This window comes from Streptomyces sp. WMMB 714 (assembly GCF_900090125.1).
Lineage (GTDB): Bacteria > Actinomycetota > Actinomycetes > Streptomycetales > Streptomycetaceae > Streptomyces > Streptomyces daqingensis.
In genome coordinates this window covers 49,615-76,596 of the sequence record NZ_FMHJ01000001.1, presented here as the reverse complement: position 1 = coordinate 76,596, position 26,982 = coordinate 49,615, and the positions used below count along the sequence as shown (strand labels likewise).

Here is a 26,982-nt window from a genome sequence, read left to right as displayed (position 1 = left end):
GGACGGCCTGGTGCGGCGTCCCGGCGTGCGGAATGGTGAAAGGTGCCCTCGATGTCCACCATCCACGAACAGCCCGCGGGGCTGCCGACGGTCACTGAGCACCTGGCGACGCTGGCCGGCCGCCTGCGCCACTCGGATCTGCGCGTCCCCGAGGTCAGTGCCGCCCACGACGCCATCACGTGCGCAGCCTTCCTGCTGCGCACCCAGCAGGACCGCGACGACGCGACCGACCACATGGACTTGCTGCACGAAGCGATCGGCCTTGCCAGGAGCGTCGTCGAAACAACGAAATACGCCTGCCGTGCACGCGCCGGGGGACAGTCGACGAGTAACTCCGCGCCCAGATCCGCGCCCTCTTTGCGAACCGGTCAGGGAACGCAGGAAGCGGAAAAGCGGGACTGAGACCTCGGTATGGAGGGCAGCACCGCGCAGAACTTCCCGCTCCACCCTGCGAGCCGCGCAGTCTCGTCGGCGGCCCTTTCCGGGTGGACGCGGCCTGTCGGCCCGGTTCATTGTGAGTCAGATTTCCGAGCAGCTGCCGTGCACCGTGAAAATCCGGCAAAACCGGATACACCCGCGGCGGCTACTGGTGGCGCGATGGTGAAACCACATCCGGTGTACGGAGTGGATCTCTCCCGCCAGCAGAGTAGTTGCATGAAATCAACCAGGTTAGGAAACTATGACGGTCTCTTCCTGCCCCATCACGAACGGACTGCCGACATTCCGTGAGCGCCCCTTCGACCCGCCCGACATGGTTAGGAACCTGCAGGACGAACAGCCGATAAGCAGGATGACCTTTCCTGACGGAGTGAAAGGCTGGCTGGTAACCGGGTACAACCAGGGCCGTGAGATCCTGGCGGATCACCGGCGTTTCTCGTCGGACATCAAGTACAAGCACATGGCGTTCCCCTCCGACCGCCCCGCAGATCTCGAGGCGGGTATTCCGGGTCTGATGGAGCACATGGATCCGCCCGAGCACACCCGGATCCGGCGGCGCCTCACCGGTCAGTTCACTCTGCGCAGAATGCGGCAGCTCACGCCCCGGATCGAACAGATCACGGCGGACTACGCCGACGCGATGACGCGCAAGGGGCCCCCGGCCGACCTGGTGCACGACTACGCGTTGCCGGTCTCCTCCCAGGTGATCTGCGAACTGCTCGGAGTCCCTTTCGGTCACCGGGACCGGTTCGAAGGAAACTCGGAGAAGCTGCTCCGTCTGGAGATCGCACCCGATGAGGCGAGAGCGGCGTTGGGGGACATCACCGAACTCGTCGGTACCCTCCTCCAGATCAAGAAGAAGGACCCGGCCGACGACGTCTTCAGCGTGCTGGCCACCGCCGACGACATCAGCGAGCCGGAGATGATCGGCGCCACCTTGATGCTGCTGGTGGCCGGGCACGTCACGACCGCGAACACGCTCGCGCTCGGCACCTACGCACTGCTCAGCAACCCCGAACAGCTGGCCATGCTCCGTGCCGACGCGTCACTCACGGAGGGCACTGTCGAGGAGCTGCTGCGCTACCTCACGGTCGTGCACATCGGCGTCCAGCGCACCCCCACCGAGGACGTCGAGATCGACGGTGTGACCCTGCCCGCCGGGGAACCGGTCCTGATCCACCTCCCGAGCATGAACCGCGACCCGGACCAGTACGCGGACCCCGACCAGTTCGACATCACCCGGAAGAAGGCGCACCTGACCTTCAGCCACGGCATCCATCAGTGCCTCGGACAGCAACTGGCACGGCTGGAGCTGCGCATCGGCTTCTCCACGCTGCTTCGGCGCTTCCCCGAACTGCGCCTCGCCGAGCCGCCGGAGAACATTCCGATGCGCTCGGACATGGCCGTCTACGGAGTGCACCATCTGCCCGTGACGTGGTGAACGGGCCGGTGAAGGCTGAGCCCCGAGCAGACGCCTTCAGAGTGCCCTGACAGCGGAAGACTCGCTTCCACACCACGGTGCGGGAGCGAGCTTTCACGGATGTATCGGCCCGGCCCGACAGGCGTCCTTGCATGCAGGTTGCATGCAGGAGGCCGTGCCCCGGCGAGCGCCGCGCCCGTGCTCGTCGAAGACGGACAAGACCACCCTGACGGTGTGGCACCTGGAGGGTGGGCGGGCCCTGAGAACGCCGAACTGGCGCCCCTTCCACCGGAAGTTCGAGCGGAGGAACCTCCTGTCGGCATGAGGACGTCCGCCTTCCGCACCTCAGAAGGACGGGCCGGCACGCTTCCCTGCCGGAGCCCAAGTCGCCCTCGCCTTCGGCCTCCCGCGGTCTCCGCACCCGCGACCGATGCACAGGCTTTGCGCATATCTCCTTCATAGCTTGTACAGAAAGTAGCCAGATTCCCTGTGCGAGCCTGCCTCTCCGCAGGGCGCTGCGTCGCTGCGTCATAAGGAGGCTGGGCGGTATATGCGCAACAGCGCAGGGCCGGGCCTGCCGTGCACGGTGTCCCGGGTGAGCCGCACGGCGGGCGGTGGCGACGCACCGCACACTGCCGCCTCCGGAGCCGTCTTGCGCACCGAAGAGCAGCGGGCCAGGCCGCATCCGTCGATGTCCACAAGGCCTGGCCCGCCCCCTGCTCGGCGACCGGGCTCCACGCCGGACCGGCTGACGGGGATCCGCCCTGTTTCTGATCAGTGCTCAGACGACAACTCTTCCGGACTCCGAGAGTGGGGATGACCCGTGCTTGAAGGTTGTGTGCCGTGGCCTGAGTCCTTCGTCCGCGACTACAGGACCAGGGGCTACTGGACCGACGAGGTTCTCGGGGGGCTGCCCATGTGGCTCCCCGGCGCGGAGGCCAGGGAGGCCGTGGTCACGCCGGACCGCACCATGACCTATGGTCAGCTCGACCGGGCGGCAGACCGGCTCGCGGCCGGTCTGCGTGCTCTCGGCATCGGCGCCGGTGATCGTGTGGTGGTGCATCTCCCGAACGACGTGGAGATGGTCGTCCTGTGTTACGCCCTCTTCCGGTCGGGGGCGCTGCCGGTGTTCGCGCTGCCCGCGCACCGCTCGTCGGAGATCACGCACCTGGTCAACACCTCCCAGGCCGTCGCCTACGTGTGCGCGGACCAGGTGCTCGACTGCGACTACCGTCTCATCGCGAAGGAAGTCCTGGCGAGTACGGACGGCTCCCTGGAACACGTACTGGTGGCCGGGGACCCGGGGCCGTTCACCGCCTTGTCGGACGTGGACGCAGATCCGGTGAGCCTGCCGGCACCCGACGCCCAGGACGTGGCCTTGTTCCTGCTGTCCGGGGGCACTTCGGGGCCGCCCAAGCTGATTCCGCGCACCCACGCCGACTACACCTGCCAACTGCGACTGACCTCGCGGCTGTGCGCGTTCGAGGCCGACACCCGCTATCTGTGCGCGCTGCCCCTGGGACACAACTTCCCGTTGGCCTGTCCCGGCGTACTGGGCGTCCTGCGCCTGGGCGGTACGGCCGTCATGGCGTCCGAACCGACCCCGGAGTCGTGCTTCCCCCTGATCGAGAGCGCCCGGGTGACGGTCACTTCCCTGGTGCCCTCCCTGGTCCCGCTCTGGCTCGAGGCCGCCGAATGGGCCCAGGACGACCTGACGTCGCTCCAGCTTCTCCAGGTGGGCGGAGCCCGGCTCGGTCCCGGGGCGGCCGGCCAGGTGCCCGGGAAACTCGGCTGCACCCTGCAGCAGGTGTACGGAATGGCCGAGGGCCTGCTCAACTTCACGCGGCTGGATGATCCGGACAGCGTCGTCTTCCACACACAGGGCTCCCCGCTGGCGTCCGCCGACGAGATACGGGTGGTCCGCGAGGACGGCCGGGAGGCACAACCGGGCGAGGAGGGCGAGCTGTACACCCGGGGCCCCTACACGGTGCGCGGCTACTACCAGGCCGCGGAACGCAACCGGACCCAGTTCACCGAGGACGGCTACTTCCGCACCGGGGACGTGGTACGGCGGACGGCCACCGGCTACTTCGAGGTCGTGGGACGCAGCAACGACGTGATCAACCGGGGCGGGGAGAAGATTCCCACGCAGGAGGTCGAGGAGCATCTCCGCGCCGATCGGCGTATCGCCGCCGTCGCGTTGATCGGCCTGCCGGACGAGGACCTGGGCGAACTGTCCTGCGCCTGCGTCGTGCCGAAGGATCCCCAGCAGCCGCCCACTCTCCGCGAGGTGCGGACCGGGCTCAACGAGCGTGGCATCGCCTCCTACAAGCTGCCCGACCGGCTGGTCGTCCTCCCCGAACTGCCGCTGACCCCCGTCGGCAAGATCGACAAGAGGACGCTGAAGAACCAGGTCCACAACTGAAGAGACCCTCCGCGGGCCGGGAGCCGGGCAGTGTGGCAGGCCGTCGTGGGCAGGCGCCTGCCACCGCGTCCGCCGGCGGGGGCGTGACCCCGCGTCACCAGACGCGCTCCGGCTGAGGGCCTCTCGCACCTCGGACCCGAGGACGCCGATCGCGTGCCGGAGGCGGGTGCGGCACCCGCACCCGCCTCCGGCAACAGGACGCCCGAAGGGTGGACCCGGTACGTCGGCTTCCCCGTGACGCACCCAGGGAGGGTCCCAGAAAGCGTTCAGATTCTCGCCAGTCGTCTCTGTGAGGCTGAGCCGGGCTTCCGGCCGCATCGCATCAAAGAAGAGTTCGACAGCCGGCGTTGCAGCACGTCGCGGCTTGTACTGGCACCGATGAACCGGAGTTAACGGATGTCTCAGCAGATCGTGTCGCCGGGAACTTCCCCATGGGAACCGCAGAACCTGCGGCAGGAGGTCTCCCGGCTGGTGGGCCGGGAGTTGGGCCCGGCGGACGACGACGTCAACCTCTTCGAACTCGGCCTGCAGTCGTTGCAGCTGATGCGCCTTGCGAGCCGGCTCAACCGCGCCGGCGTCCGCGCCGACTTCAAACGTCTGGCCACGGACGCCCGTCTTTCGGCCTGGTACGAGCTGCTGCAGAGCCCTGACGGGGCCGCCCCGGGCCCTGCTCCCCGCCCGGCTTCCCCGGCGCCGGCCGACAAGGGGGAGCCCTTCCCCCTCACCGCCGTGCAGCAGGCCTACTGGATCGGTAGGGGCGACGACCAGTCCCTGGGCGGCGTCGGATGTCACGCCTACCTGGAGATCGACGCGAAGGACGTCGACCCCCGCCGCCTCGAGGCGGCCGTCCACGCTCTCCTGGAACGGCACCCCATGCTGCGGAGCCGATTCGAGTCCGACGCGACTCAGCGTGTTCTGCCCCGCTCGCCCTGGCCCGGACTGACCGTGCACGACCTACGGGACCAGTCCGCACAGGCGGCGTCCCGGACACTGGAAGATCTGCGTGACCGGCTCTCGCACCGCCGCCTGGACGTCGGCTCCGGCGAGGTGCTGGACCTCCGGCTGACCCGGCTGCCCGGGGACCGTGACCGGCTGCACCTCAACGTCGACCTGCTCGTCGCCGACGTCCACAGCATCCGGCTGCTCCTCGCGGACCTCGCCGCCCTGTACGAAGACGCCTCGTCCCTGCCGGAGACGACCCCCTACACCTTCGGGCAGTACCTGGCCGAGCAGAGCGAGACAAGGCGTACCGAACGGGAGAACGCCCGAACCTACTGGCAGCAGCGGTTGCCTCGACTGCCGGGCGGTCCTCCGCTGCCGCTCGCGGTCGAGCCCGAGCAGGTGCGCGCTACCCGCTTCGTACGCCGCACCCACGAACTGACCCCCGCACGCTGGAAAGCCCTCCAGGAGCAAGCCGCGAAGGCCGGTGTCACTCCCGCCGTCTTCCTGGCCACCGCCTTCAGCGAAGTCCTCGCCCGCTGGAGCGGACAGGACCGGTTTCTCCTCAACCTGCCGCTGTTCGACCGCGACCTGGAAGCACACCCGCAGATCGAGCACACCATCGCCGACTTCACGAGCCTGGTCCTGCTGGAGTGCGACCTGAACCGCGGGCGTGACACAGCCGAGCGGGCAAGGGCCGTCCAGAAGCAGCTGCACCAGGACGTGGGGCACGCCGCCTACACGGGTGTCGACGTACTGCGGGACATGGTCCGCGCGGACGGGGACGCGCCGCGCGCCGCGCCCGTCGTCTTCGCCTGCAACCTCGACGCGCCACTCGTACCCGACTCCTGCGCCGAGACATTCGGGGAGTTGTCCTGGATGGTCTCCCAGACCCCGCAGGTCTGGCTCGACCACCAGGTCTACCGCACCCGCGAGGGCGGACTGCTCCTCGCCTGGGACGCGGTGGAGGAGCTCTTCCCCGACGGGGTGCTGGACGCGATGCTGGCCGCGTACGGAACGTTCCTCGAAGACCTCGCCGCAGGCGACGGTCCCGCGACGCCGGAGATCCCCCTGCCGGCCGGGCAGCGAAGCCGCCGCGAAACGGTCAACTCCACCACCGGCGCCGTCACTCGTGCCCTGCTGCACACCGCGTTCTTCGAGAACGCCCCCAGCCGCGCCGCAGACCCCGCGGTGCTCTGGGACATCGACGGCCGGCTCACCCACGCCGAACTCGCCGGAAGAGCCCTGCGCATCGCAGCCGCGCTGGCCCGGCGCGGTATCGGTCCCGGCTCGTCGGTGGCCGTCACCGCATCCAAGGGCCCGGACCAGATCGCCGCCGTGCTCGGCGTCCTGGCCGCCGGTGCCACCTACATACCCGTCGGGGTGGACCAGCCCGCCGCCCGCCGCTCCCGCATCCTGCAACTCAGCGGTGCCGGCCTCGTCCTGCACGGCACCGGCGACGCGACGCCGCCCGGCCCGGAAGCCGAGGTGCTGACCGTCGGCGAGGCCCTGCGTGAAGAGCCGCTCGACGCGCCGGTCCACGTCGACCCGGACCAGGCCGCCTACGTGATCTTCACGTCCGGGTCCACCGGGATGCCCAAGGGCGTCGAGGTGACCCACCGGGCCGCGGCCAACACCGTCGAGGACGTGAACCAGCGGTTCGGCGTCGGCGCGCAGGACCGCGTACTGGCCGTCTCCGCGCTCGACTTCGACTTGTCGGTGTGGGACATCTTCGGCCCGCTGGCGGAAGGCGGCGCTCTGGTCCTGGTGGACGAGTCCGACCGGCGGGACGCGAAGCGGTGGCTGGCCCTGTGCACCCGGCACGAAGTGACGGTGTGGAACAGCGTGCCGGCCCTGATGGACATGCTGCTGACCGCCGCGGACCGGGCCGCACTGCCGCCTTCGCTGCGGCTGGCCTTGCTCTCAGGCGACTGGATCGGTCTCGACCTGCCCGCACGGCTGTCGGCCGCGTCAGGCAGGCGGTGCCGGCTCGTGGGCCTCGGCGGCGCCACCGAGGCGGCCATCTGGTCCAACTGCCACGAGGTCGACGAAGTGCCCGCGCAGTGGCGGTCCATCCCGTACGGGAAACCCCTGCGCAACCAGAAGTTCCGCGTCGTGGACGGCCGCGGCAGGGACTGTCCCGACTGGGTTCCCGGAGAGCTGTGGATCGGCGGCGCCGGTGTCGCCCGGGGCTACCGCGGCGACGAGGAGCTGACGGCGGAGCGCTTCCCCGAGGTGGACGGTGAACGCTGGTACCGCACCGGGGATCTCGGCCGCTACTGGCCCGACGGGAACCTGGAATTCCTGGGCCGCGCCGACCATCAGGTGAAGATCAACGGCTTCCGTGTGGAACTCGGCGAGATCGAAGCCGCCCTTCAGGCCTGTCCCGAAGTCGCCGCCGCCGTAGCCGTCACCGTGGGAGAACGCCGCCGCGAGGTGGTCGCCGCCGTCGTCGAGCGCGCCCCCCAGCAGGAGGGCCCCGGCATCCGGGCGGCGGACGAACGCTCCGCACCCGGCACTTCGTCACCCGCCGCCGAGCCCGGGCCGCATGAGGACGACCTCGAACTCCACCTCGTCGAGACCCTCCTGACCGACCTGGTCGCCCCTGCCGTGGCCTCCGGCACGGACCCCGCCCTGGGCCTCTCCGTCGTCGGGGAGCAACGCCCCGTCCTGGACGCCTGGCTGGACCACCTCACGCGGCACGAAGTGGTGCGGCGCGACGGCCGGGCCGTCCTGCCGGGGCGCCGCTGGTCACAAGTGCGTGCCCCGGGACGGGCGGAGCGGCTGCGGGAAGAAGCACACGGCACACATCTGGAGCAGGTGGCTTCCGCGCTACGGGGAGCGGGCCCCCTCTTCGCGGCGGTGCTCTCCGGTGAGGCCCGCGCCTCCGTGCTGCTGGAGGACCCGGTCCTCTCCCCGGAGGGCCTCAGCGACGCGATGCCGGGAAGCAGGGAGTGTCTGACCGCCATCGCAGAGGACCTGGGAGTCCTCGCGGCGGGTGGTCCCCCCGCCGTCGCCGACTGGGACGGGGGCAGCGGGCTGGGCGCCGTCCGGCTCCTCGCCGCACTCGACCCCGGCACCGTCGACTACACGCTGTTCAGCTCGTCGGGCGCGCTGCAGTCCGCGGCCGACGCGAGACTTGCGGGTTCCGGGCACCGGGTGCGCACCGTCCAGCAGGGTGTTTCGGCCGTGCCCGCCGACTACCTGCACGCGTTCGACGCGGTGGTGGCCAACAACGTGCTCCACCGGATGCCCTCTCCCGAGGAAGCCGCGGCGACCATGGCGTTGCTGCTGAAGCCGGGCGGCCGCCTCCACATGCTGGAGAACACCAGGCTCTCTCCCCTCGCCGTGCTCGTAGCCCTTCCCCTCGACGCGCAGGCCGGCCGGCTCCGCACCGGGCCGAGCGGCTCCTGGCTCCAGGACGGCCCGCGGTGGACTCGGGCATGCGCCGCGGCCGGGCTCGTCGACGCCCACGTGACGCATACCGGAGCCGGCGGAGAAGTCCTCGTGACAGCGCGACGGCAGTCCGACGCCCGCGGCATCGACCAGGAGGAACTCCTGCGCCGGGCCGCGGACCGGCTGCCCGGCCACATGATTCCCACGAGCGTCGCGGCTCTGCCGGCTCTGCCGCTGAGCAGCAACGGCAAGGTCGACCGGCAGCGCGTCCAGAGCGTGCTCGCCTCGATGGCGTCCCGTCACCGCGAGGAGGCGGAGCCGCCCCGCGGCGCCGTGGAGAAGGCCGTCGCCGAGCTGTGGGTCCGTCTGATGAGCCTGACCACGGTCGGCCGTGACGAGAACTTCTTCACCTTGGGCGGCGACAGCCTCCTCGCCACCCGCCTGGTGACGGAGATCCACACGACTCTCGGCGTCGAGTTGCCCATGCGCGACGTGATGCGGTCGCCGACGGTCGCCGGCATGAGCGCGTTGATCGAGGAACGGCAGACAGTGGACGAAGGGACAGCCGGGGCCGCGGCCGGCGACTTCGAGGAAGGTGTCCTGTGAACGCCAGCGAGCTGATCAAGGAGTTCGAGAGCGCCGGAATCCGGCTGTGGCGTGAGGGGGAGGGACTGCGCTTCCGTGCGCCCCGCGGCGTCATGACCGACGAACGCCTCGCGGTCCTGCGCAGCCGCAAGCAGGAGCTGCTGGCCCACGTACCCGACGGCCCGTCACCTGACGGGACGTCTTCCCACGCACCGGCCGGCCGGGAGGCACTCTGGCAGCCTGAACCGCAGGCCAGGCACGAGCCCTTCCCGCTGACGGACATCCAGTCCGCGTACCTGCTCGGCCGTGACGAGGCATTCGACTACGGCGGTGTCTCCTGCCACATCTATCTCGAGTTCGAGCGCCCCGCCGAGCTCGATCCCGAACGCCTGCAACAGGCTTGGGACGGTCTGGTGGAACGCCACGACATGCTGCGTTCCGTCATCTGCCAGGACGGCACCCAGCGCATCGCACCGGCGCTGCCCGACACCCGCATCCCCGTGACCGACCTGCGGCACGAGACCGCCGAGGCCGCGGCCGGGGCCCTGGCCGCCGTCCGCGAGGAACTGTCCCACCGGGTGCACCCCGCCGGCGAACGCCCCATGTACGAGCTGAGGCTGACGCGCGCACCGGACCACAGCCGGCTGCATCTGTCCATGGATTTCATGGTGCTGGACTGGATCAGCATCCAGCTGCTGCTGACGGAACTCGACCTCCGCTACGCCCAGCCCGGCTGGCCGCTGCCGCCGGTGGACGCCACCTTCCGGGACTACGTCGCCGCCGAACAGCGACTGCGTGAGACCGAGCGCTACGAGCGCGACCGCGCCTACTGGTGGAGCCGGGTCGACGACCTGCCCGCCGCTCCGGCACTGCCGCTGGCCGACGGCCACGACCCGTCCCGGGCGGCGCCCCGCTTCCGCCGTCTGGGCACCTCCTTGAGCAGGGAGGATTGGCAGACGCTGCGGGCCCGGGCGGCCGACCACGGAGTCACCCCGGCCAACGCCGTACTGGCCGCGTACGCGGAGACCATCGGCAGGTGGAGCGCCAATGAGCGGTTCTGCCTGGGGCTGACCGTCCTCAACCGCATGCCGCTGCACCCGCATGTCGCCCGGATGCTGGGCGACTTCACGTCCGTCAGCCTGCTCTCCGTCGACCACTCTGCCCGGGCGGCCTTCGCCGAGCGGGCTCGGGGCATGGGCGAACAGCTCTTCGAGGACCTGGACCACCGGCTGTGCAGCGGTGTGCAGGTGCTGCGCGAGCTCGCCCGGCGCCGCGGACGGGAGGCCGCTCTGATGCCGGTGGTCTTCACCGGTGGAATCGGTGTCGTGGGCGAGGCGCTGAAGGACGCCGCCCCGCAGCTGCGACCGGTGTACGGCATCAGCCAGACACCGCAGGTGTGGATCGACTGCCAGGCCACCGACCAGTTCGGCGGCCTGGAGGTCAACTGGGACGTACGGGAAGGGGTCTTCCCCGAGGGCATGGTGGAGGACATGTTCGCCGCCTTCACGCGGCTCCTGCACCGCCTGGCCGAGGGGAACGCCCCCTGGCGTGAGGCCGATCCGGTGGGCCTGCCGGAGCGGCAGGCAACCCTCAGGGAGACCGTCAACGCCACCGTCGCCGCGGAGCCGGGCGGGCTGCTGCACGCGCCACTGGTCGAGTACGCGCGCGGATGTCCCGACCGGACCGCGGTGGTCGACGCCGGCGGGTCGATGACCTACGGGGAGTGGCTGGGGCGCGCCGCCTGGGTTGCCGGGGAGCTGCGTGACGCGGGATGCCGCCCCGGAGACCTCGTCGCCGTCCTCATGGACAAGAGCCGGGACCAGACCGTCGGCGTACTGGGCGTCCTGCTCGCGGGAGCCGTGTACGTCCCCGTCGACACAGGCCAGCCGCACGTCCGCAGGGACCGCATCCTCACCGGCTGCGGTGCGCGTTACGCGGTCTACTCGGACCCCGGTCCGGTGGAGGAACTGCCTGCCGGGATACGGCCGGTGAACGTGACCGGCGGCGAGGTACTCGCACCGGAGGAGTGGCCCGTGCCGGCGTCGGCGCCGGACGACCTCGCCTACGTGATCCACACTTCCGGATCGACAGGTGAGCCCAAGGGCGTGATGATCAGCCACCGTGCCGCCGCGAACACCGTGCACGACATCAACCAGCGCTTCGCGGTCTCGTCCGCGGACCGGGTCTTCGGCCTTGCCTCTCTCGCCTTCGACCTGTCCGTCTACGACCTGTTCGGGCCGCCCTCCCTCGGTGCCGTTCTGGTACTGCCCGACCCCGCGCGCCGCGGCGACCCCTCACACTGGGCGGACCTGATGGAGCGCCACTCCGTCACGCTGTGGAACTCCGTCCCGGCCCAGCTGCAGATGCTCCTCCACTACCTGGACACCGAGCCCCGTCCGCTGACCCGGTTGCGGCTCGCCCTGCTGTCGGGCGACTGGATCCCGCTGGCGCTGCCCGGCCACGCGCAGCGGCAGCTGCCCGGGGCCGAACTGGTCAGCCTGGGCGGGGCGACCGAGGCGGCGATCTGGTCGATCCACCACCCCATCCGTGGCGTCGAGCCGCAGTGGCGCAGCATTCCCTACGGCGTTCCACTCGCCAACCAGCGCTTCCACGTGCTGGACGGCGCCCTGCGAGACCGCCCCGACTTGGTCGCCGGCGAGCTCTACATCGCGGGCACCGGCCTGGCCGACGGGTATCTGGGCGATCCCGAGCGCACCGCTGAACGGTTCCTGCGGCACCCCGTCACCGGAGAACGCCTCTACCGCACCGGTGATCTCGGACGCTATCTGCCGGACGGCGAGATCGAGTTCCTCGGCCGCACCGACCAGCAGGTCAAGATCCGTGGACACCGCGTCGAACTCGGCGAGATCGACGCGGTCCTCGGCGAGCATCCCGCGGTCGGCTGCAGCGCCGTGCTCGTGGACGGCACCGACGCGGTCGAGCGCTCCCTCGTCGCCTTCGTGGAACCGGCGGCATGTACGGAACCGTCGCGGCCTGCGGTGGCCGAGGCCGTGCGGGAGTGCGTCCCGCCGCCCCCGGCCCACGCACCCGACGCCGACTCCGTCGCCGCCTACGTCCGCCACCTGGACCGCGCGTTCCTGCTGTCGATGGCCGAGACCGTCGCCGCGTCGGGAATCTTCGCGGGAGAGGGCACGGGCTGCACCGAGGAGGAGCTGGCCGACCGGCTCGGCGTCGACGCAAGGTACCGCGGACTGCTGCACCGCTGGCTGGTCGCCCTGGAGAGGGCCGGTCACGTCCGGCACGAGTCCGCGGCAGGCACCTGGCACGGAACCGAGCGGCCCGGGAAGCCCGAGACCGACCGGGCATGGGACGAGCTCGCCGCGCACACGCCTGACGAGGTCTGCCCGCCCGCGCTGCGCACGTACTTCCGGGCCCACGCCGATGCACTTCCCGCCCTGCTGCGCGGGGAGCGGGAGGAGGTGGAGCTGTTCTTCCCCGGCGGCAGCCAGGAGATCGCCCGTTCCTGGTACGTGGACAACCTGCCCGCCCAGCACCTGCTCACCACCCTCGCTGCCGCCGTACGAAGCGCGGCAGGCGCAGTGCGGGGGCGGCCGTTGCGGGTGCTCGAGGTAGGAGCCGGCATCGGGGCGGCCACAGGACCGGTCCTCGACGCTCTGGCGGATCAGCCGGTGCACTACCTGTTCACTGATGTGTCGGAATACTTCCTCACCGACGCAAGGGAGCGTTTCGGAGCGCGGCCCGGTATGCGCTTCGGCCTGCTCGACATGAACCGGGATCCGCGTGACCAGGGCATGCTGCCGAACTCCTTCGACATCGTGCTGAGCGCGGGAGCACTCAACAACGCCCGCGACACCCCGCTCGTACTCGACCGGCTGCGCGGCCTGCTCGCTCCCCAGGGGTGGCTCTGCCTGCTGGAGATGACCCGGGAACACCCGGAGATCACCGCGACCCAGGCGTTCATGATGGAGGAGCCCGAAGACCTCCGGAGCGGGTCGGGAAACCTCTTCGTCGACGAGGACGGCTGGTGCGAACTGCTCACCCGGGCGGGAGCCGGTGAAGTGCTGACCCTCCCGGGGCCGGACGACCCGTTCGCGGCGCTCGGGCAGCGAGTGATCGCCGCCTCCTTCAAGCAGGACCGTGCCGTGGTCGAGGCCGAGGAGGTCGTCGGATGGGCCGCCCAGCGGCTGCCGGCCCACATGGTCCCCGCACACGTCCAGGTCATCGACGAGATGCCGTTGACCTCCAACGGCAAGGTCGACCGCAAACAGCTCCTCGACTGGGTGCCCCGGCGCGGCGACCGTGCCGCGGCGGAGGAGACCGAACCGCCGCGCCCCGGCGTGGAGCAGCGAGTGGCCCGGCTCTGGGCGGGACTGCTCGGCGGCGACCTCCCCTCCCGGGAGCTGGGGTTCTTCGACGCCGGCGGCGACTCGCTGCTGGCGGCACGGCTGGTGGGGCAGCTGCGCGAACACCTGCCCGAGGCGGCGGACGTCACGTTCGACGTCCTGCTCCGCGCGCTCCTGCACACCCCGACCGTGGCCGGGCTTGCGGCTCTGCTGGCAGCCCCGCACGAGCCCGCAGCCCCCGGAGAGGAGCGTCGCAGCGCCTCGGTCCGCGGGCGGGGCGCGGTGGTCGACCTCGGCGGTAGCGGGACGGGGCCGGTACGGCTGCTGGTGCACGAAGGTCTGGGCACCCTGGCGCCGTACCGTCCGCTGATCGAGGAACTGACAGCCGCCGGGCCCGTGGTGGGACTCGCCGTGGAGGACAGCGACCGCTACCTCGAACTCCCCGCGCCACGGCTCGTGGAGGATCTGGCCGCGCGCTATGCCCGCGAGGTACTCGCTGCCGGGCACCGCGAGGTGGAAGTAGTGGGCTACTGCTCCGGCGGTCTGGTCGCGGCCGAACTGGCCCGCGCACTCGACGAGGGCGGAGCGGAGGTCCACGGGCTGGCCGTCGTCTCCAGCTACCGCATCCCCTACCGGCTGCACGACGAGCTCGTGATCGACTACGCCTTCGCCCGTGTGATGGGCGCGGAACTGCGGTCCCTGGGCTGGCCCGCCGACGAAGGAGACATGGGCCACGCCCTGGCTACGGCTCTCGAACGGTCCCCCGAGGCGCTGGAGCCCGGCGCCTTCGCTCTGCTGGACGGGGACGACCGGCTGCGAGCCGTCGCCGAGCGCTTCCGCCTGCTGGGGGAGCAACCCTCCGAGAAGCGCCGGGACGCACTGCGGCAGGCGCTGGCGCACACCGCGTCGGGACTGGACAGCGCCGAGCAAGTGACCGCACTGCACCGGGTCTTCGAACATACGGTCCAGGCGGTCACGCACTACGACCCCGTGCCTTACGCGGGCGACATCACCTTCCTGCGCCCCCTGGAGCCCACGCACTTCATCCCCGGCTTCCAGGACGACATGACCCGCTTCTGGCGCGAACTGTGCCTCGGCGAGCTCACGGTCCGCGACGTCCCCGGCGACCACTTCACCTGCATCCAGCCCCCGCACGTACAGCGGACCGCCGCGATGATCACGGCGAACACGGGAGCAGGGCGATGAGCGGGTCCGAACGTGCCCCGGTCGACGTGGTGGTCTGCGGCACCCGCTTCGGGCAGGTCTACCTCTCGGCGCTGGCCGGCTGCCCGCAGCGGTACCGCCTCGCGGGCATCGTCGCCCGCGGCAGCGCCCGGTCCGTCGCCCTCGCCGCGGAGTACGGCGTTCCGCTGTACCACTCCGTGGACGAGTTGCCGGAGGACGTGGACGCCGCTGTCGTGGCGGTCTCCAGCTCCGTCGGCGGCGGCCAGGGAGCCGAACTGGCGCGGTCGCTGATGGAACGCGGAGTGCACGTGCTGCAGGAACACCCGATGCACCAGAAGGAACTGGCGGACTGCCTGCGCACGGCCCGCGGTACCGGGACGCAGTTCCTGCTCAACACCTTCTACCCGCACTTGGCACCCGTGCGGCGCTTCATCGATTCCGCACGGCGGCTGACAGCGCTTCGAACCCCCGTGTTCGTGGACGCGATGTGCGCCGTCCAGGTCTCCTTCGACCTCCTGGACATCCTCGCGGAGATCTTCGACGGACTGCGTCCCTGGTCGCTGACCGAGTCCGCCGCGGCGACGGGCCGCCCGCTCACCAGCGTGGACGCGACAGTGGCGGGCGTTCCGCTGACCCTGCGGGTGGAGAACCGCATGGAGCCCGGGGACGACAGCTCCAGCCTCTTCCTCCACCGCATCACCGTCGGAACCGACGCGGGAAACCTGACGCTGGTCAACACCCACGGGCCGGTGGTCTGGAGCCCGGTGCTGCGCCTTGAACAGGACGCCGACGGACGCTTCGTCACCGGCTCCGACGACAGCGGCACGGAGGTGCTCGGACCAGCGGAGGGGCCGTCGTGGGCGGAGGTGCTCACCTCCGTGTGGCCACAAGGCGTTCTGCGTGCCCTGGACGAGCTGTGCGCCCGCGTCGAGGCGGGCGGTGACCCGCTGCGCGGCGCTCAGCGGCATCTGGCGGTGGCGCACACCTGGCAGCAACTCACCGAGACGCTCGGCTACCCCCAGGCGGCAGGCCCTCGGCCCGGCCCCCCGATCACGGCTGCCGATCTCCTTCCGGATACCGGGCGGTGAGCCGCGCCGCCACGTAGTCATGGCCCCCGCCCGCTCGGGCCCCCGCAAGCGGGTGACATGGGTGCCTACTTTCTGTAAAGTTACTGTACGCGTACAGTAACTCCCGACGGTTGGAGGAGCGGTGAAGCAGGCGCGACCGAACAGAGGACGAGGGCTCCTCGCGCGGCCCCCGGCGCTCACGGTCCCGACGGTCGTGCCGCGCCTGACCGGGACGCCGCTCGGCCTCCGCTCCGGCAGAGACGCAGCCCCTCTCCGCTCTTCTCCGGTCGGGGCCGATCACCCACCGGCAGCCGGCACTTCGCCGCCCGGCTGCCCGGCAGCCGACGGCCTCGGAGCGTCGGCGAAGGAGGGGCGGCAGTGACCACCGAAGCGGACTCCATACAGCGGGGCGGAGCGGCCGCCGCGATCGCCGGAACCGCCGGACGGAACCCGCTCGTCGAGATGTTATGGCCCTACCGGCTCCGCCTGAGCGCCGTCCTTCTCCTGCAGATCGTCAGCGCCCTCGGCGGTCTCGCTCCCTTCATCGCCGTCGTGGAGCTGGGCCGGGTCCTGTTTTCGCCCGAACCGGTGGACGAGAGCCATGTGTGGACCGTCGTCGCCGTCGGAGCCGGCGGCCTGCTCGTCCGAGTGCTCTTCGCGGGCCTCTCCTCGGTTGTCGGGCATCTCCTCGACGGCGAACTCCAGCTCTCACTGCGGCGCTCGCTCGGCGAGCGCCTGGGCCGAGTCCCGCTCGGCTGGTACGCGCGGCGCGGCTCCGGCGAACTCGGCCAGGTCGTACGTGACGACGTGGCTGCACTGCACCCGCTGACCGCGCACACCCCGGGGGAGATCACCTCCGCGGTCGTCGTACCGCTGGTCTCCCTGATCTACCTCTTCGCCGTCAACGTGTGGCTCACCCTGATCGCGCTGATCCCGGTTCTGCTGGGCCTCGTGCTGAACCTCAAGCTCATGTCGGCCAGCCGGCGACGTGACCGACTGGCCCTGGACGAGGCCATGGGCCGGATCGCCCGATCCGCCGTCGAGTTCGTCCAGGGCATCTCCGTGGTGAAGACCTTCGGCGCATCGGGTCGAGCGCACCGCGCCTTCATCAAGGCAGCGGACGACTTCGCCGACTACTTCCTGGGCTGGGTGCTGGGTGTGTCGGGCCTGGGTGCCCTGGCCTCCCTGGTGCTCTCCCCGCCCTTCGTGCTGGTCCTGGTCCTCACCGGCGGCACCGCCCTGATCACCTTCGGCACTGCGCCGGCGTCGGACCTGCTGCCCTTCCTGCTGCTGGCTCTCGCGCTGACCGCTCCCATCGCCGCCCTGGGACACGGCCTCGACGACGTGCAGGTGGCCCGGAGGGCCGCCGGCCGCATCCGCGCTCTCCTCGAAGCGCCCCCGCTGCCCGAGCCGGCCCGGCCCCTGCCCCCGCTCGGCGCCCAAGTCGAGCTGCGCGACGTCCACTTCTCGTACGAGCCCGGACACGAGGTCCTGCGCGGCATCGACCTCGTACTCGCGCCAGGCACCGTCACGGCGCTGGTGGGCCCGTCGGGAAGCGGCAAATCCACCCTCGCCCAGCTGCTGCCGCGGTTCTGCGACCCGACACACGGCAGTGTCCTGCTCGGCGGGGTCGACCTGCGGGACATCGCCACCCGAGACCTCTACCGCCGGGTCTCCTTCGTCTTCCAGGACGTCAGACTCCTCCGCGCCAGCGTCGCCGAGAACATCTCTCTGGCGGTCCCCCACGCCGACCGGGACGACATCGTCCGCGCCGCCCGTCTCGCCCGCATCCATGACCGAATCCTCGAACTGCCCCGTGGCTACGACTCCGTCATCGGTGAGGACGTCACCCTCTCCGAAGGCGAGGCACAGCGCGTCTCCATCGCCCGTGCACTGCTGATCGAGGCGCCGGTGCTGGTGCTCGACGAAGCCGTCGCCTTCGCCGACCCCCGCAGGGAGCACGAGATGCGGCGGGCTCTGGACACACTCCGGGAGAACCGGACCCAGTTGGTCGTCGCCCACCGCCTGGAGACCATCGCGGAGGCCGACACCGTCGTCGTCCTCGAAGACGGAGCCGTGTCGGAGTCCGGCTCGCCCGCCGAACTCCTGGCGGCGGACGGACGGTTCGCTGCGATCTGGGAATCCCGGCTGGGCTTGCCCGACGCCGCCTCGCACGATCGCGACACGATCACACAAGGAGGCGAGTGACGTTGATCCGTCTGCTACTGCGCGTCCTCGGCCGCGAGCACGCCGCCCAACTGCGGCGCACGCTCGTTCTGATGACTGCGACCGCAGCGGCGGAGGGCCTCTCCTACGCGCTGTTGGTCCCCATGCTCACCACCCTTTTCGGCGGCGAACCCGTCGATGCCTGGCCCTGGTTGGGTGCCTTCGCGGCAGCCGCGGCCGTCGCAGCCGTCCTGCGCTACTACGCGGACGTGTCCGGCTACCGGGCCGGACCCGTGCTCTCCCGCGGCCTCCACCACCGGCTCGGCGACCATCTGGCCCGACTGCCCCTGGGCTGGTACACCCCCCGCCGTATCGGGGAGGTGTCGGCACTCGCCAGCCGCACTGTCCTCCAGGCCATGACAGTCCCGGCCCGCCGCTTCCAGCCGTTCATCGGCGCCTGCGTCACCCCGCTCACGGTGGTCGCCGTGCTGCTCTTCTACGACTGGCGGATGGGCCTCGCGGCCCTGGCGGCCGTACCGGTCGTCGCGGCCACGCTGGCCTGGACCGGCCGGGCCACCGCGGCGCAGGACGCCGAGCGCGCACGGCGCGACGAGAAGGCGGCCGGACGGGTTCTCGAGTACTTGCGCGCCCAGCCTGTGCTGCGGATAGGGGGCCTGACGACAGACGGACTCCGGCAAATGGAGAACGCGCTGGAGGGGCAGCGGCTCAGCCTGCGGCGTTCCGCCCTGTCGGCACTGCCCGGAGTCCTGGGCCTGTCGTTCAGCGTGCAGGCCGTCTTCACCGCCCTGCTGGTGCTCGGGACCGTCACGGCGCTGGGCGGACGGACCGGGCCGGCCGAGGTGCTGGCGCTGCTGGTCCTCGCCGCCCGCTGTGTGGACCCGCTGTTGTCGCTGTCCGACCTCAGCGGTCAGATGCGGGCCTCCCGGGGCGAGTTGCAGCGCCTGGAGGCCGTACTGCGCGAGAACGCGCTGCCCGAAACCGACGAACCGGTCGAGCCCCGCGGCAACGATCTCGCCCTGAACGCGGTCACCTTCCGCAGAGGCGGCGTTACCGTCCTCGACCAGCTCTCCCTGATCGTCCCCGAAGCCACACGCCTCGCCGTCGTAGGGCCCCCGGGCTCGGGCAAGACCACCCTGCTCCAGCTGATGGCGAGGTTCCACGACGTGGATGCCGGGGCCGTGCGCGTCGGCGGCGTGGACGTACGGGACATCGGCACGGGGGAGTTGATGAGCCGCATCTCCGCCGTCCTCCAGGACATCTATCTCTTCGACGGCACCATCGAGGAGAACATACGCCTCGGCAGGCCCGACGCCGACGACGCCGACGTCCGGGCCGCCGCGGCAGCAGCACAACTGGAGGAGACCATCGCCTGCCTCCCGGACGGCTGGTCGACCAGGGTGGGGGAGGGCGGCGCGGTGCTCTCCGGCGGTGAGCGCCAACGCGTCTCCATCGCACGGGCACTTCTGAAGGACGCTCCCATCGTCCTGCTGGACGAGGCGACCGCCTGCCTGGACGCGGAGAGCGAACGCGCCGTCCAGAACGCCCTCAACCGCCTGCTGCGGGGACGGACCGTGGTCGTGGTCGCACACCGGCTGCGCACCGTCCAACAGGCGGACTCCATCGTCTTCCTGGACGGCGGCCACGTCGTCGAACAGGGAACGCACGAGGAACTACTGCACCGGAAGGGGCGCTACGCCCAGTTCTGGCAGGCCTCCCTGGCATCCGTACCGAGTGAGTGAGCGAGATGTCCCCTGAACCTCTGACACGGCCTCAGCCGGGGAGCGCGATCCGCCGTCCGGCGCCCCGCATGTACGCACGCGCCCGGGTCCTGTGCTTCCCGCACGCCGGCGGCACCGCGGGCCACTACCGCAAGTGGGCCGTGGAAGCGCCCTGGAACGTGGAGTTCGCAGTGGTCCAGTATCCGGGCCGCGAGGACCGGTACCACGAGCCGGCCCACACCGACATGGCCGAACTGTCCGGAACGATCACCGACGACATCCTGGCCGGACGGCAGGACGCCGCACCGCTGCCGACCGTGCTGTTCGGCCACAGCATGGGCGCGGCCGTGGCCTGGGAAGTCGCCCGCGGTCTGACCGCCGCCGGCCGGGAGCCCGCAGCCCTGGTCGTCTCCGGCCGCCCCGCACCCGCACTGTCACGCCCGGGCACCTTGCATCTCGGAAGCGACGACGAGCTCGTGGCCGACATGCGCCGTCTCGGCGGCACGAGCAGCGGCATCCTGGGCGACGAGTCGCTGATGGCGGCCGTATTGCCCACCATCCGTCGCGACTATCAGCTGATCGAGACCTACCGGCCGCTCCCCGGTGCGCCGTTGCGCTGCCCGGTCACCGTCCTCTACGGGGACCAGGACCCGGAGGTCGACGAGCGGGAGGCCGCGGCATGGGACGAGGCCACGGAGGGCCCCTGCCGGTGGCACGTCCTGCCGGGAGACCACTTCTATCTCGAGGAGCACCGCCGGGAGGTCCTCGGTCTCGTCATGGCCGAGGGGCGCCGGGCCGCGGGCGCCACGGCAGAGGCATGGCCCTCCATGCCGTGAATCCGTCCGGTCACGCCCCGGAGCGTCGCGGCCAGCCGCACCGGGGTGCTCCCGGACCGTGGCTTCCGCTCGTCCGCACCCCGTCAGCTCCGGGCCAACAGCCCGTCGACAAGGGCTTCGAGGCTCTGACGGTGCGTATCGCGACAGGTCAGTTCCGGCCACTGGCCGGCCAGGGACGACAGCCGGGGGTAGCTGTCCGGCGACAGGCTGGCGAAAGTCTGGTCGCGGTGCGAGGGCCGCGAGGCTTCGGCAGCCCGGCGTTCCCGGCTCACTCGTATCATCAACTCGCCCGCGGTGTAGTACCAGACGGCGCGGTAGGCGTCGACGGCCCGTTCGGGGCTGAGGCCGCTTTCGACGGCGGCATCGACGATGGCCTCGACGATCCACAGCGCGGACTTGGCCATGAGGTCGTCCGAGGCGAGGACTTCGACGATCCAGGGGCAGCCGGCGAGTACATCGTGCAGCAACTGGCCCGCAGCGATCATCCGGTCGCGCGGGTCCTCGGGCAACGTGGGGCGGGAGATCGTCCTGGCGTGCTCCTCCAGCAGGAGCAGCAGCAAGTCGTCCTTGTCACGCACGTGGTGATAGAGCGCCATCGGCGTGCTGTCGAGCTCTCGGGCCAGACGTCTCATCGACAGACCACGGGCACCTTCGGCCGCAAGCAGAGCCTGGGCAGCGGAGATGATCGTCTCCTGCGAGAGCCGGGGCGGGCGGCCGGTTCGCCCAGCGTGCTTCGGTTGAGAGTGCATCGGTCCATCTTCCTCCACGAATCGGCGACCGCTTCCGCGGCCCAGCACGGCGTGGGGACCGTGGCGCTGTGAACGTCCCCTGCCCTGGGAATGCTTCGGAAGTCCGCCCGTCTGCCGCCCGCGGGGCTGAGACCAAAGTGACGGTGGGGGTGACAACCAACTCAAACACCGCTACTTTATCGTACGTGTATAACGCGTGTGTACGAAAACCTCGGGTCAGATGGCCGGAAGGTGTTGCAGCGAGCGGGTTCCGGCGTTCATTCCGCCGGCCCGCCCAGGCCTTCCGTCCAATTGGCGACCCCCGTTGCGGCGGTCGGGAGGGGCGTCGGTGTCGTCCTTCCGGTGCGTCGGCCGGCTCTCGCTCTGCTCCGACAGTTCCGGCGCGCAGTCATGCGCCCCGGTGCCGGCGGCTGCATCCCCGGCAGCTCCTGCCGCCGCCTTCTCGGCGCGCGGACCTGCCTCGCCTCCGGGGTAATCCGCCCGCGGTCGGCGGACGAGGTGTGCGACGCGCATAAAAGGGGGCCCTCCGGTTCCCTGAACGGGGATGAGAGCGGTACTCCGAAGCCGCCCGGCACTTGGAAAACGCCCGGGGTGGGGCGTTGCGACGTATTTGGCATGCTCGAACTGCTGCCGAAAACATTCGCTTCCGTCGACCCTGCTCGGGGTGCTGGTAAACAAGAAGCCTTTTCAACGGCCGGTTGATCTGCGGAAGTCAGATCAGTACAGTCGCTGGCCAGTTCGATCGATGTGCCGTCTGTATGCCGTGGCTTGTGGGGTGCCGAGGTGGCGAGATTGCATTTTCATCCGCTGGTGGGTGCGCATGGCGCACGGGGCGAGAATAGAGAACGATCAGTCCAGGGTAGAGTTCTTCCCGGAGTGATCAGCCTTAATTGCTTCCCCGGGGGAGCACGGGGGAAACCTGTCGACTCGGACGATCTTCATTGAGTGTGCCTTCGCGCTGATGTGGCGTGAATCACACTCATTCCGTATGTGCACATGGTGTATTTGCCCTTCGAAGTCCCTGCCTTATCGGTTGCGTGACGCGGATTTAGCTGATTGATGTGTCATGTCCCTGGCGAAGAACCCCTTAAACCAATAGGAGGTAAAAGACTGTCGACGGCGGGTTTGGTGCAACTCCCCTAAGAGCGGGCACGCCCTTCACTCGGAGGAAGTGAAATGAAGGCTCACTATCGCACTGCCGTGGTAGAAACTGCACGTGAACCGCTGGAGATCGCCGTCGGTCTCGCCGAATCGGAACTTTCCGATACTTACGTGATCTACGAGGCGCCGGACGGTTTGTCCATAGCGAACGGCGTGGCCGCCGAGGTGATCGTGGACGCCGGGACCGTGCGGACCAGAGCACTCGGCGAGAGCCATGAGGAACCGTGGTCGGGGGACCCCTTGGTCGCGGTGCGGGAGTTCCTCTCCGACCTGCCGATAGCCGACTGGACCGCGTACGGCTGGAGCGCCTTCGAACTCTCCCACGCCATCGCGGGTTTGGACGTGGGCGCGCAGACCCTGCTGCACCTGGTGATCCCGGAGACCGAGATCCGGCTGTCCGGCAGCCAGGCCATCCTGCGCAGCCTCAACGCCGCCGCGCTGCCCGGCATGGAGAGAGCGCTGTGCCGCATCGAGGCGGAGGCGGCAGCCGGTGACGCGGAAGCCCGGCGGGCCGGACTGACGCCCCTTCAGGTAAACCTGGAGACCGGTGCCGAGGACTACCGGCGCAGCGTGGCATCCGTGGTCGCAGAGATCCGTGCCGGCGGGCTGCAGAAAGCCATCCTCTCTCGTGAAGTACCCGTTGAGACCGAGATCGACTTTCCGGCGGGGTACCGGCTGGGGCGCCGGAACAACACCCCGGCCCGGTCCTTCCTTCTGGACATGGGCGGATTGCGCTGCTTCGGGTTCAGCCCCGAAACGGTCCTCGAAGTCTCCGACGACCGCCGCGTGTCCAGCCAGCCGCTCGCCGGCACTCGCGCCCTCACGGGCGATGCCGACCTCGACCGCAAGCTCCAGGAGGACCTCCTCTCGGACCCCAAAGAGGTGCACGAGCACGCCATCTCCGTGAAGCTCGCGGTCGACGAACTGGCCGGGCTGTGCGAACCGGAGACGGCCGTCGTCGAGGAGTTCATGTCCATCAAGGAGCGGGGTTCCGTCCAGCACCTGGCCTCGAGAGTCAGCGGCCGCTTGCCCGAAGGCACGAGCGCATGGGACGCGTTCGCCGCGGTCTTCCCGGCCATCACGGCCTCCGGAGTGCCCAAGCTTGCGGCCTACCAGGCCATTCGCAGACATGAGCGCAGCCATCGCGGGCCGTACGCCGGGTCCGTCCTCAAAGTCACCGAGCGCGGCACCATGGACGCCGCGCTGGTTCTGCGCAGCGTCTACGCGCATGGAGGCCGGACCTGGCTGCGGGCCGGCGCGGGCATCGTCGAGGACTCGCGGCCCGACCGCGAGCTCGAAGAGACGCGGGAGAAGCTCAGATCCGTGGCCACGTCTGTGCTGGTGCGGACCGAGGCCGCGGGAACCACATCGTCCAGTGCACGGCCCCCTCGCGCTGCGTTACGCAGCTGACCGGGGCACGGGCATCGATGGCCACTAAGCACCCACTTCTGGAGGCGACGAGGGCATGCTGACCACGGGGGAAGGCATATCAATTCAGCTACTGGGTCCCATCCGCGCTTGGCGGAACGGGAAGGAGATCGCCCTGGGCCCGCCGAAGCAGCGCGCTGTCCTCGCGCTGCTGGCGAGCCGTCCCGGCGATGTCGTAGGGATCGACCGCATCATCGACGCCGTGTGGGGGAGTGAGATCCCGCGCACTGCCACCAACGGTGTCCACACCTACGTGGCCGGGCTGCGCTGCGCGCTGGACCCGGGCCGCAGCCGGCGAGGCAGCAGCTCGGCGATCGACTCGTCGGCGGGCGGTTACTGCCTGCGGGTGAGCCCCGAAGCCGTGGACGTCATCCGGTTCCAGCAGCGCCACGCGCAGGCACGTCAATCACGTGCCGACTCCGGCAGCGCCCTCGCGATGTACGAGGACGCCCTGTCGCTGTGGCACGGCGAGGCGTTCGCAGGCATCCCGGGCCCGTTCGCGGCGATGGAGCGGACCCGGCTGCAGGACCTGAGGATGACGGCCCTCGAGGAATGGGCGTCGGACATGCTGCAGGCGGAGCGGCACGCGGAGGTCGTGGCCGACCTGTCAGCGGCGGCGGCACAGGAGCCGCTGCGCGAGAAGCTGCGGTGGTTGCTGATGCTCGCGCTCTACCGCTGCGACAGGCAGGCTCACGCGCTTGCCGTGTACACCGAGACCCGGCATCTGCTGAACCAGGAACTGGGCATCGATCCGGGCGCGGAACTGCGCAACCTGCACCAGGAGATACTTGCGGGGCGCGAGGTCACCGCCTGCCGTGACCAGTCGGCCGCAACGCAGCCGACGGCAACACAGTCGGCCGCGACGCGGCCGGCCACCCCGCAGCCGGCCGGCGAACCCGGCAGGGACGTACTCCCGCTCCATACGCCGCTACCCGTCCAGCTTCCGCCTCTGGCCAGGGGCTTCGTCGGCCGTACGGCGGAACTCTCCCGTCTGGAGCAGGCCCTCGCCGACGAGGGGGCCCGACCCGGTGAGAACACACCCGTGGCCGTGCTCGACGGCCTGGCCGGAGTGGGCAAGACAGCGGTCGTACTGGAGGCGGCACGCAGGCTCAAGGACCGCTTCCCGGACGGACAGCTGTTCGTCGACCTCGGAGGCACCGGTCTGCAGGGCAGCTTTCTCTCGGCGGCGGAAGCCCTCGCCCAACTGCTGCGCAGCCTCGGTGTGGACGACTCGCGGATGCCCTACGACCTCGCCGGACGCGTCAGTCTCTACCGCAGCCTGCTGTACGGACGGCGCATGCTGGTGGTCCTCGACGACGCGCTCAGCGCCGACCAGCTACGGCCGCTGATCCCACGGGGCGCTTCGTGCGTGCTGGCCACCAGCCGGCGGCGGCTCAGCGGACTGGCGGTCCGTGACGGGGCCCACCTGATCGGGGTCGGCCCGCTGTCCGAGCTGGAGTCGGCGCAGCTGCTCACTGATCTGGGCGGAGACCGGCTTCGAGGTGAGAAGGCGGCCATCATGCGCCTCACACGCATCTGCGGGGGGCTGCCGCTGGCACTGCGCTGCGCCGTCGAAAGACTGAGCCAGATCCAGCACGTGCCGCTGTGCACTGCGGTCGAGAACTACACCGATCCGCGCGGGCTGTTAGACAACCTCACTGTGGAGGGTGATGCGGCCGCCAACCTCCGTACGGTCTTCGGAGCTTCGTACCAGGCGCTGCCGGCAGAGGCCGCGCGGATGTTCCGGTACCTGGGCTTGCACGCCGACAGCCCGGTCACCGTGAACCTGGCCGCCACCCTGGCGGACACGAGCCTCGACACGGCCCGGCGGCTGCTCGTCCTGCTGGCCGACAACCACCTTCTGGAGCGGGTGTCCGACGGCCGCTACCAGTTCCACGGCCTGGTCGGGCTCTACGCGGCAGAGTGCGCACAGCAGGAGTCCAAGACGGACCGGGACCTGGCGCTGATCCGACTGCTCGGGGAGCAGGAGGACTTCGTCACCCACCACACCGCACCAGCGGAAGAGGACAGGCTCTCGCACGTCACGTGACCGGCACGGACGGTCAGAGGCGGGGACCGCCGGTCCCCGCCTCGTGCCGTGCCCGTGGCGGTGCTACGGACAGCGGACCGTCTGCGCCGCGTACGACAGCCCGGCACCGAACCCGAAGAGCAGCACAGGGTCACCGCTGGAGATCTGGCCGCTCTCGATGAGTTTCGAGAACGCGAGAGGGATGCTGGCCGCGGACGTGTTGCCGGAATCGACGACATCGCGCGCGACGACGGCACGGGTGGCACCGAGCTTCTCGGTCACGGCGTCGATGATCCGCACATTGGCCTGGTGGGTGACGACAGCGGCCAGGTCGGAGACCATGATGCCGGCCCGTTCGCATGCCTTGCGGGCGAGCGGGGCGAGCGTGGTCAGCGCCCATCGGTAGACGACGTGTCCGTCCTGCCGGAAGAGGGCCCGCGGCCCGTCCGGGCCGGAGGTTCCCAGGGTGATGGCCGAACCGCGCTCCGGCTGCGAGCCCCACACCACGGGCCCGATGTGGTCTGCTCCCGCGCCGACGACCGCGGCACCGGCTGCGTCCCCGAAGATCACGCACGTGGAGCGGTCCTGCCAGTCCAGGAAGTCGCTCATCTTGTCCGCACCGACGACGAGCGCGGTCCGGCTGTCGCCGCCGCGTACGGCCATGCTCGCGGTGGCCAGAGCGTAAGTGAAGCCGGCACAGGCGGCGTTGACGTCGAAGACGCCTGCTGCCGGGATCTCCAGGCGACGGGCTACACGGGCGGCGACGCTCGGCATACGGTCCACCGCGGTGCTGGTCGCCACGACCACCAGGTCGATGTCGGCGGCGTCCACACCTGCCAGGGCGATGGCCTTGGCCGCGGCGTCCGCCGCCATGTCGACGACGCTTTCGTCCGCCGCGGCGATATGGCGGGTGGAGATGCCGATACGGGATCTGATCCACTCGTCCGACGTGTCGACCATCGTGGACAGATCGTCGTTCGTCAGCACGCGCGTCGGCTGGTGATGGGCGACCGAGAGTATCCGGGAGCCGGTGAGGGGGGCGGGCACGAGTCCTCCGAGGATGTTGTTCGGCAAACGGGAAGTGAGCGTCAGGG

At 70.3% G+C, this 26,982-nt stretch carries 13 protein-coding genes; 11 read left to right on the top strand and 2 right to left on the bottom strand.

Features of this window, described 5'->3' with window-relative positions; all coding sequences use genetic code 11:
- The first annotated feature begins 51 nt into the window (after positions 1-51).
- The 9 genes from H181DRAFT_RS00165 to H181DRAFT_RS00125 all read left to right on the top strand — a co-directional run bounded on the left by H181DRAFT_RS00165 (position 52) and on the right by H181DRAFT_RS00125 (position 20,521).
- Complete coding sequence (locus H181DRAFT_RS00165; RefSeq protein WP_045862096.1) at positions 52-402, top strand: hypothetical protein; 351 nt, start codon at positions 52-54, stop codon at positions 400-402.
- A 388-nt stretch (positions 403-790) separates the two neighbouring features.
- Entirely contained in the window at positions 791-1,879 is a 1,089-nt protein-coding gene (locus tag H181DRAFT_RS00160; RefSeq protein ID WP_368073241.1) for a cytochrome P450, read from the top strand.
- Positions 1,880-2,696: 817 nt separating this feature from the next.
- On the top strand, positions 2,697-4,283 hold the full coding sequence (locus H181DRAFT_RS00155; protein ID WP_078895380.1) for a (2,3-dihydroxybenzoyl)adenylate synthase: 1,587 nt from the start codon (positions 2,697-2,699) through the stop codon (positions 4,281-4,283).
- A 396-nt stretch (positions 4,284-4,679) separates the two neighbouring features.
- Positions 4,680-9,224: a non-ribosomal peptide synthetase gene (locus H181DRAFT_RS00150; RefSeq protein WP_045862093.1), complete on the top strand. Its 4,545-nt coding sequence runs from the start codon at positions 4,680-4,682 to the stop codon at positions 9,222-9,224.
- A complete protein-coding gene (locus H181DRAFT_RS00145; protein WP_045862092.1) occupies positions 9,221-14,734 on the top strand; it encodes a non-ribosomal peptide synthetase in 5,514 nt (1,837 codons plus the stop codon). The genes H181DRAFT_RS00150 and H181DRAFT_RS00145 overlap by 4 nt, the downstream gene beginning before the upstream one ends.
- The gene (locus H181DRAFT_RS00140) at positions 14,731-15,801 is read left to right on the top strand and encodes a Gfo/Idh/MocA family oxidoreductase (protein ID WP_045862091.1); all 1,071 of its coding nucleotides are present in this window, start codon (positions 14,731-14,733) and stop codon (positions 15,799-15,801) included. The genes H181DRAFT_RS00145 and H181DRAFT_RS00140 overlap by 4 nt, the downstream gene beginning before the upstream one ends.
- A gap of 357 nt (positions 15,802-16,158) precedes the next feature.
- A complete protein-coding gene (locus H181DRAFT_RS00135) occupies positions 16,159-17,988 on the top strand; it encodes an ABC transporter ATP-binding protein (protein ID WP_254666646.1) in 1,830 nt (609 codons plus the stop codon).
- Entirely contained in the window at positions 17,985-19,706 is a 1,722-nt protein-coding gene (locus H181DRAFT_RS00130; RefSeq protein ID WP_368073240.1) for an ABC transporter ATP-binding protein, read from the top strand. Before H181DRAFT_RS00135 ends, H181DRAFT_RS00130 begins: the two co-directional genes overlap by 4 nt.
- Before the next feature lie 68 nt (positions 19,707-19,774).
- On the top strand, positions 19,775-20,521 hold the full coding sequence (locus H181DRAFT_RS00125; RefSeq protein ID WP_107068650.1) for a thioesterase II family protein: 747 nt from the start codon (positions 19,775-19,777) through the stop codon (positions 20,519-20,521).
- A gap of 83 nt (positions 20,522-20,604) precedes the next feature.
- Here the strand turns inward: H181DRAFT_RS00125 and H181DRAFT_RS00120 are convergent, their stop codons facing one another.
- Entirely contained in the window at positions 20,605-21,270 is a 666-nt protein-coding gene (locus tag H181DRAFT_RS00120; protein ID WP_045862088.1) for a TetR/AcrR family transcriptional regulator, read from the bottom strand.
- Between the two features lie 1,176 nt (positions 21,271-22,446).
- Here H181DRAFT_RS00120 and H181DRAFT_RS00115 point away from each other — a divergent pair.
- Together H181DRAFT_RS00115 and H181DRAFT_RS00110 are read left to right on the top strand one after the other, a co-directional pair.
- Complete coding sequence (locus tag H181DRAFT_RS00115; RefSeq protein ID WP_045862087.1) at positions 22,447-23,841, top strand: salicylate synthase; 1,395 nt, start codon at positions 22,447-22,449, stop codon at positions 23,839-23,841.
- A gap of 55 nt (positions 23,842-23,896) precedes the next feature.
- The gene (locus tag H181DRAFT_RS00110; RefSeq protein WP_052708374.1) at positions 23,897-25,909 is read left to right on the top strand and encodes an AfsR/SARP family transcriptional regulator; all 2,013 of its coding nucleotides are present in this window, start codon (positions 23,897-23,899) and stop codon (positions 25,907-25,909) included.
- A gap of 63 nt (positions 25,910-25,972) precedes the next feature.
- Here the strand turns inward: H181DRAFT_RS00110 and H181DRAFT_RS00105 are convergent, their stop codons facing one another.
- Positions 25,973-26,962: a beta-ketoacyl-ACP synthase III gene (locus H181DRAFT_RS00105; protein ID WP_254666645.1), complete on the bottom strand. Its 990-nt coding sequence runs from the start codon at positions 26,960-26,962 to the stop codon at positions 25,973-25,975.
- Positions 26,963-26,982: the final 20 nt, after the last annotated feature.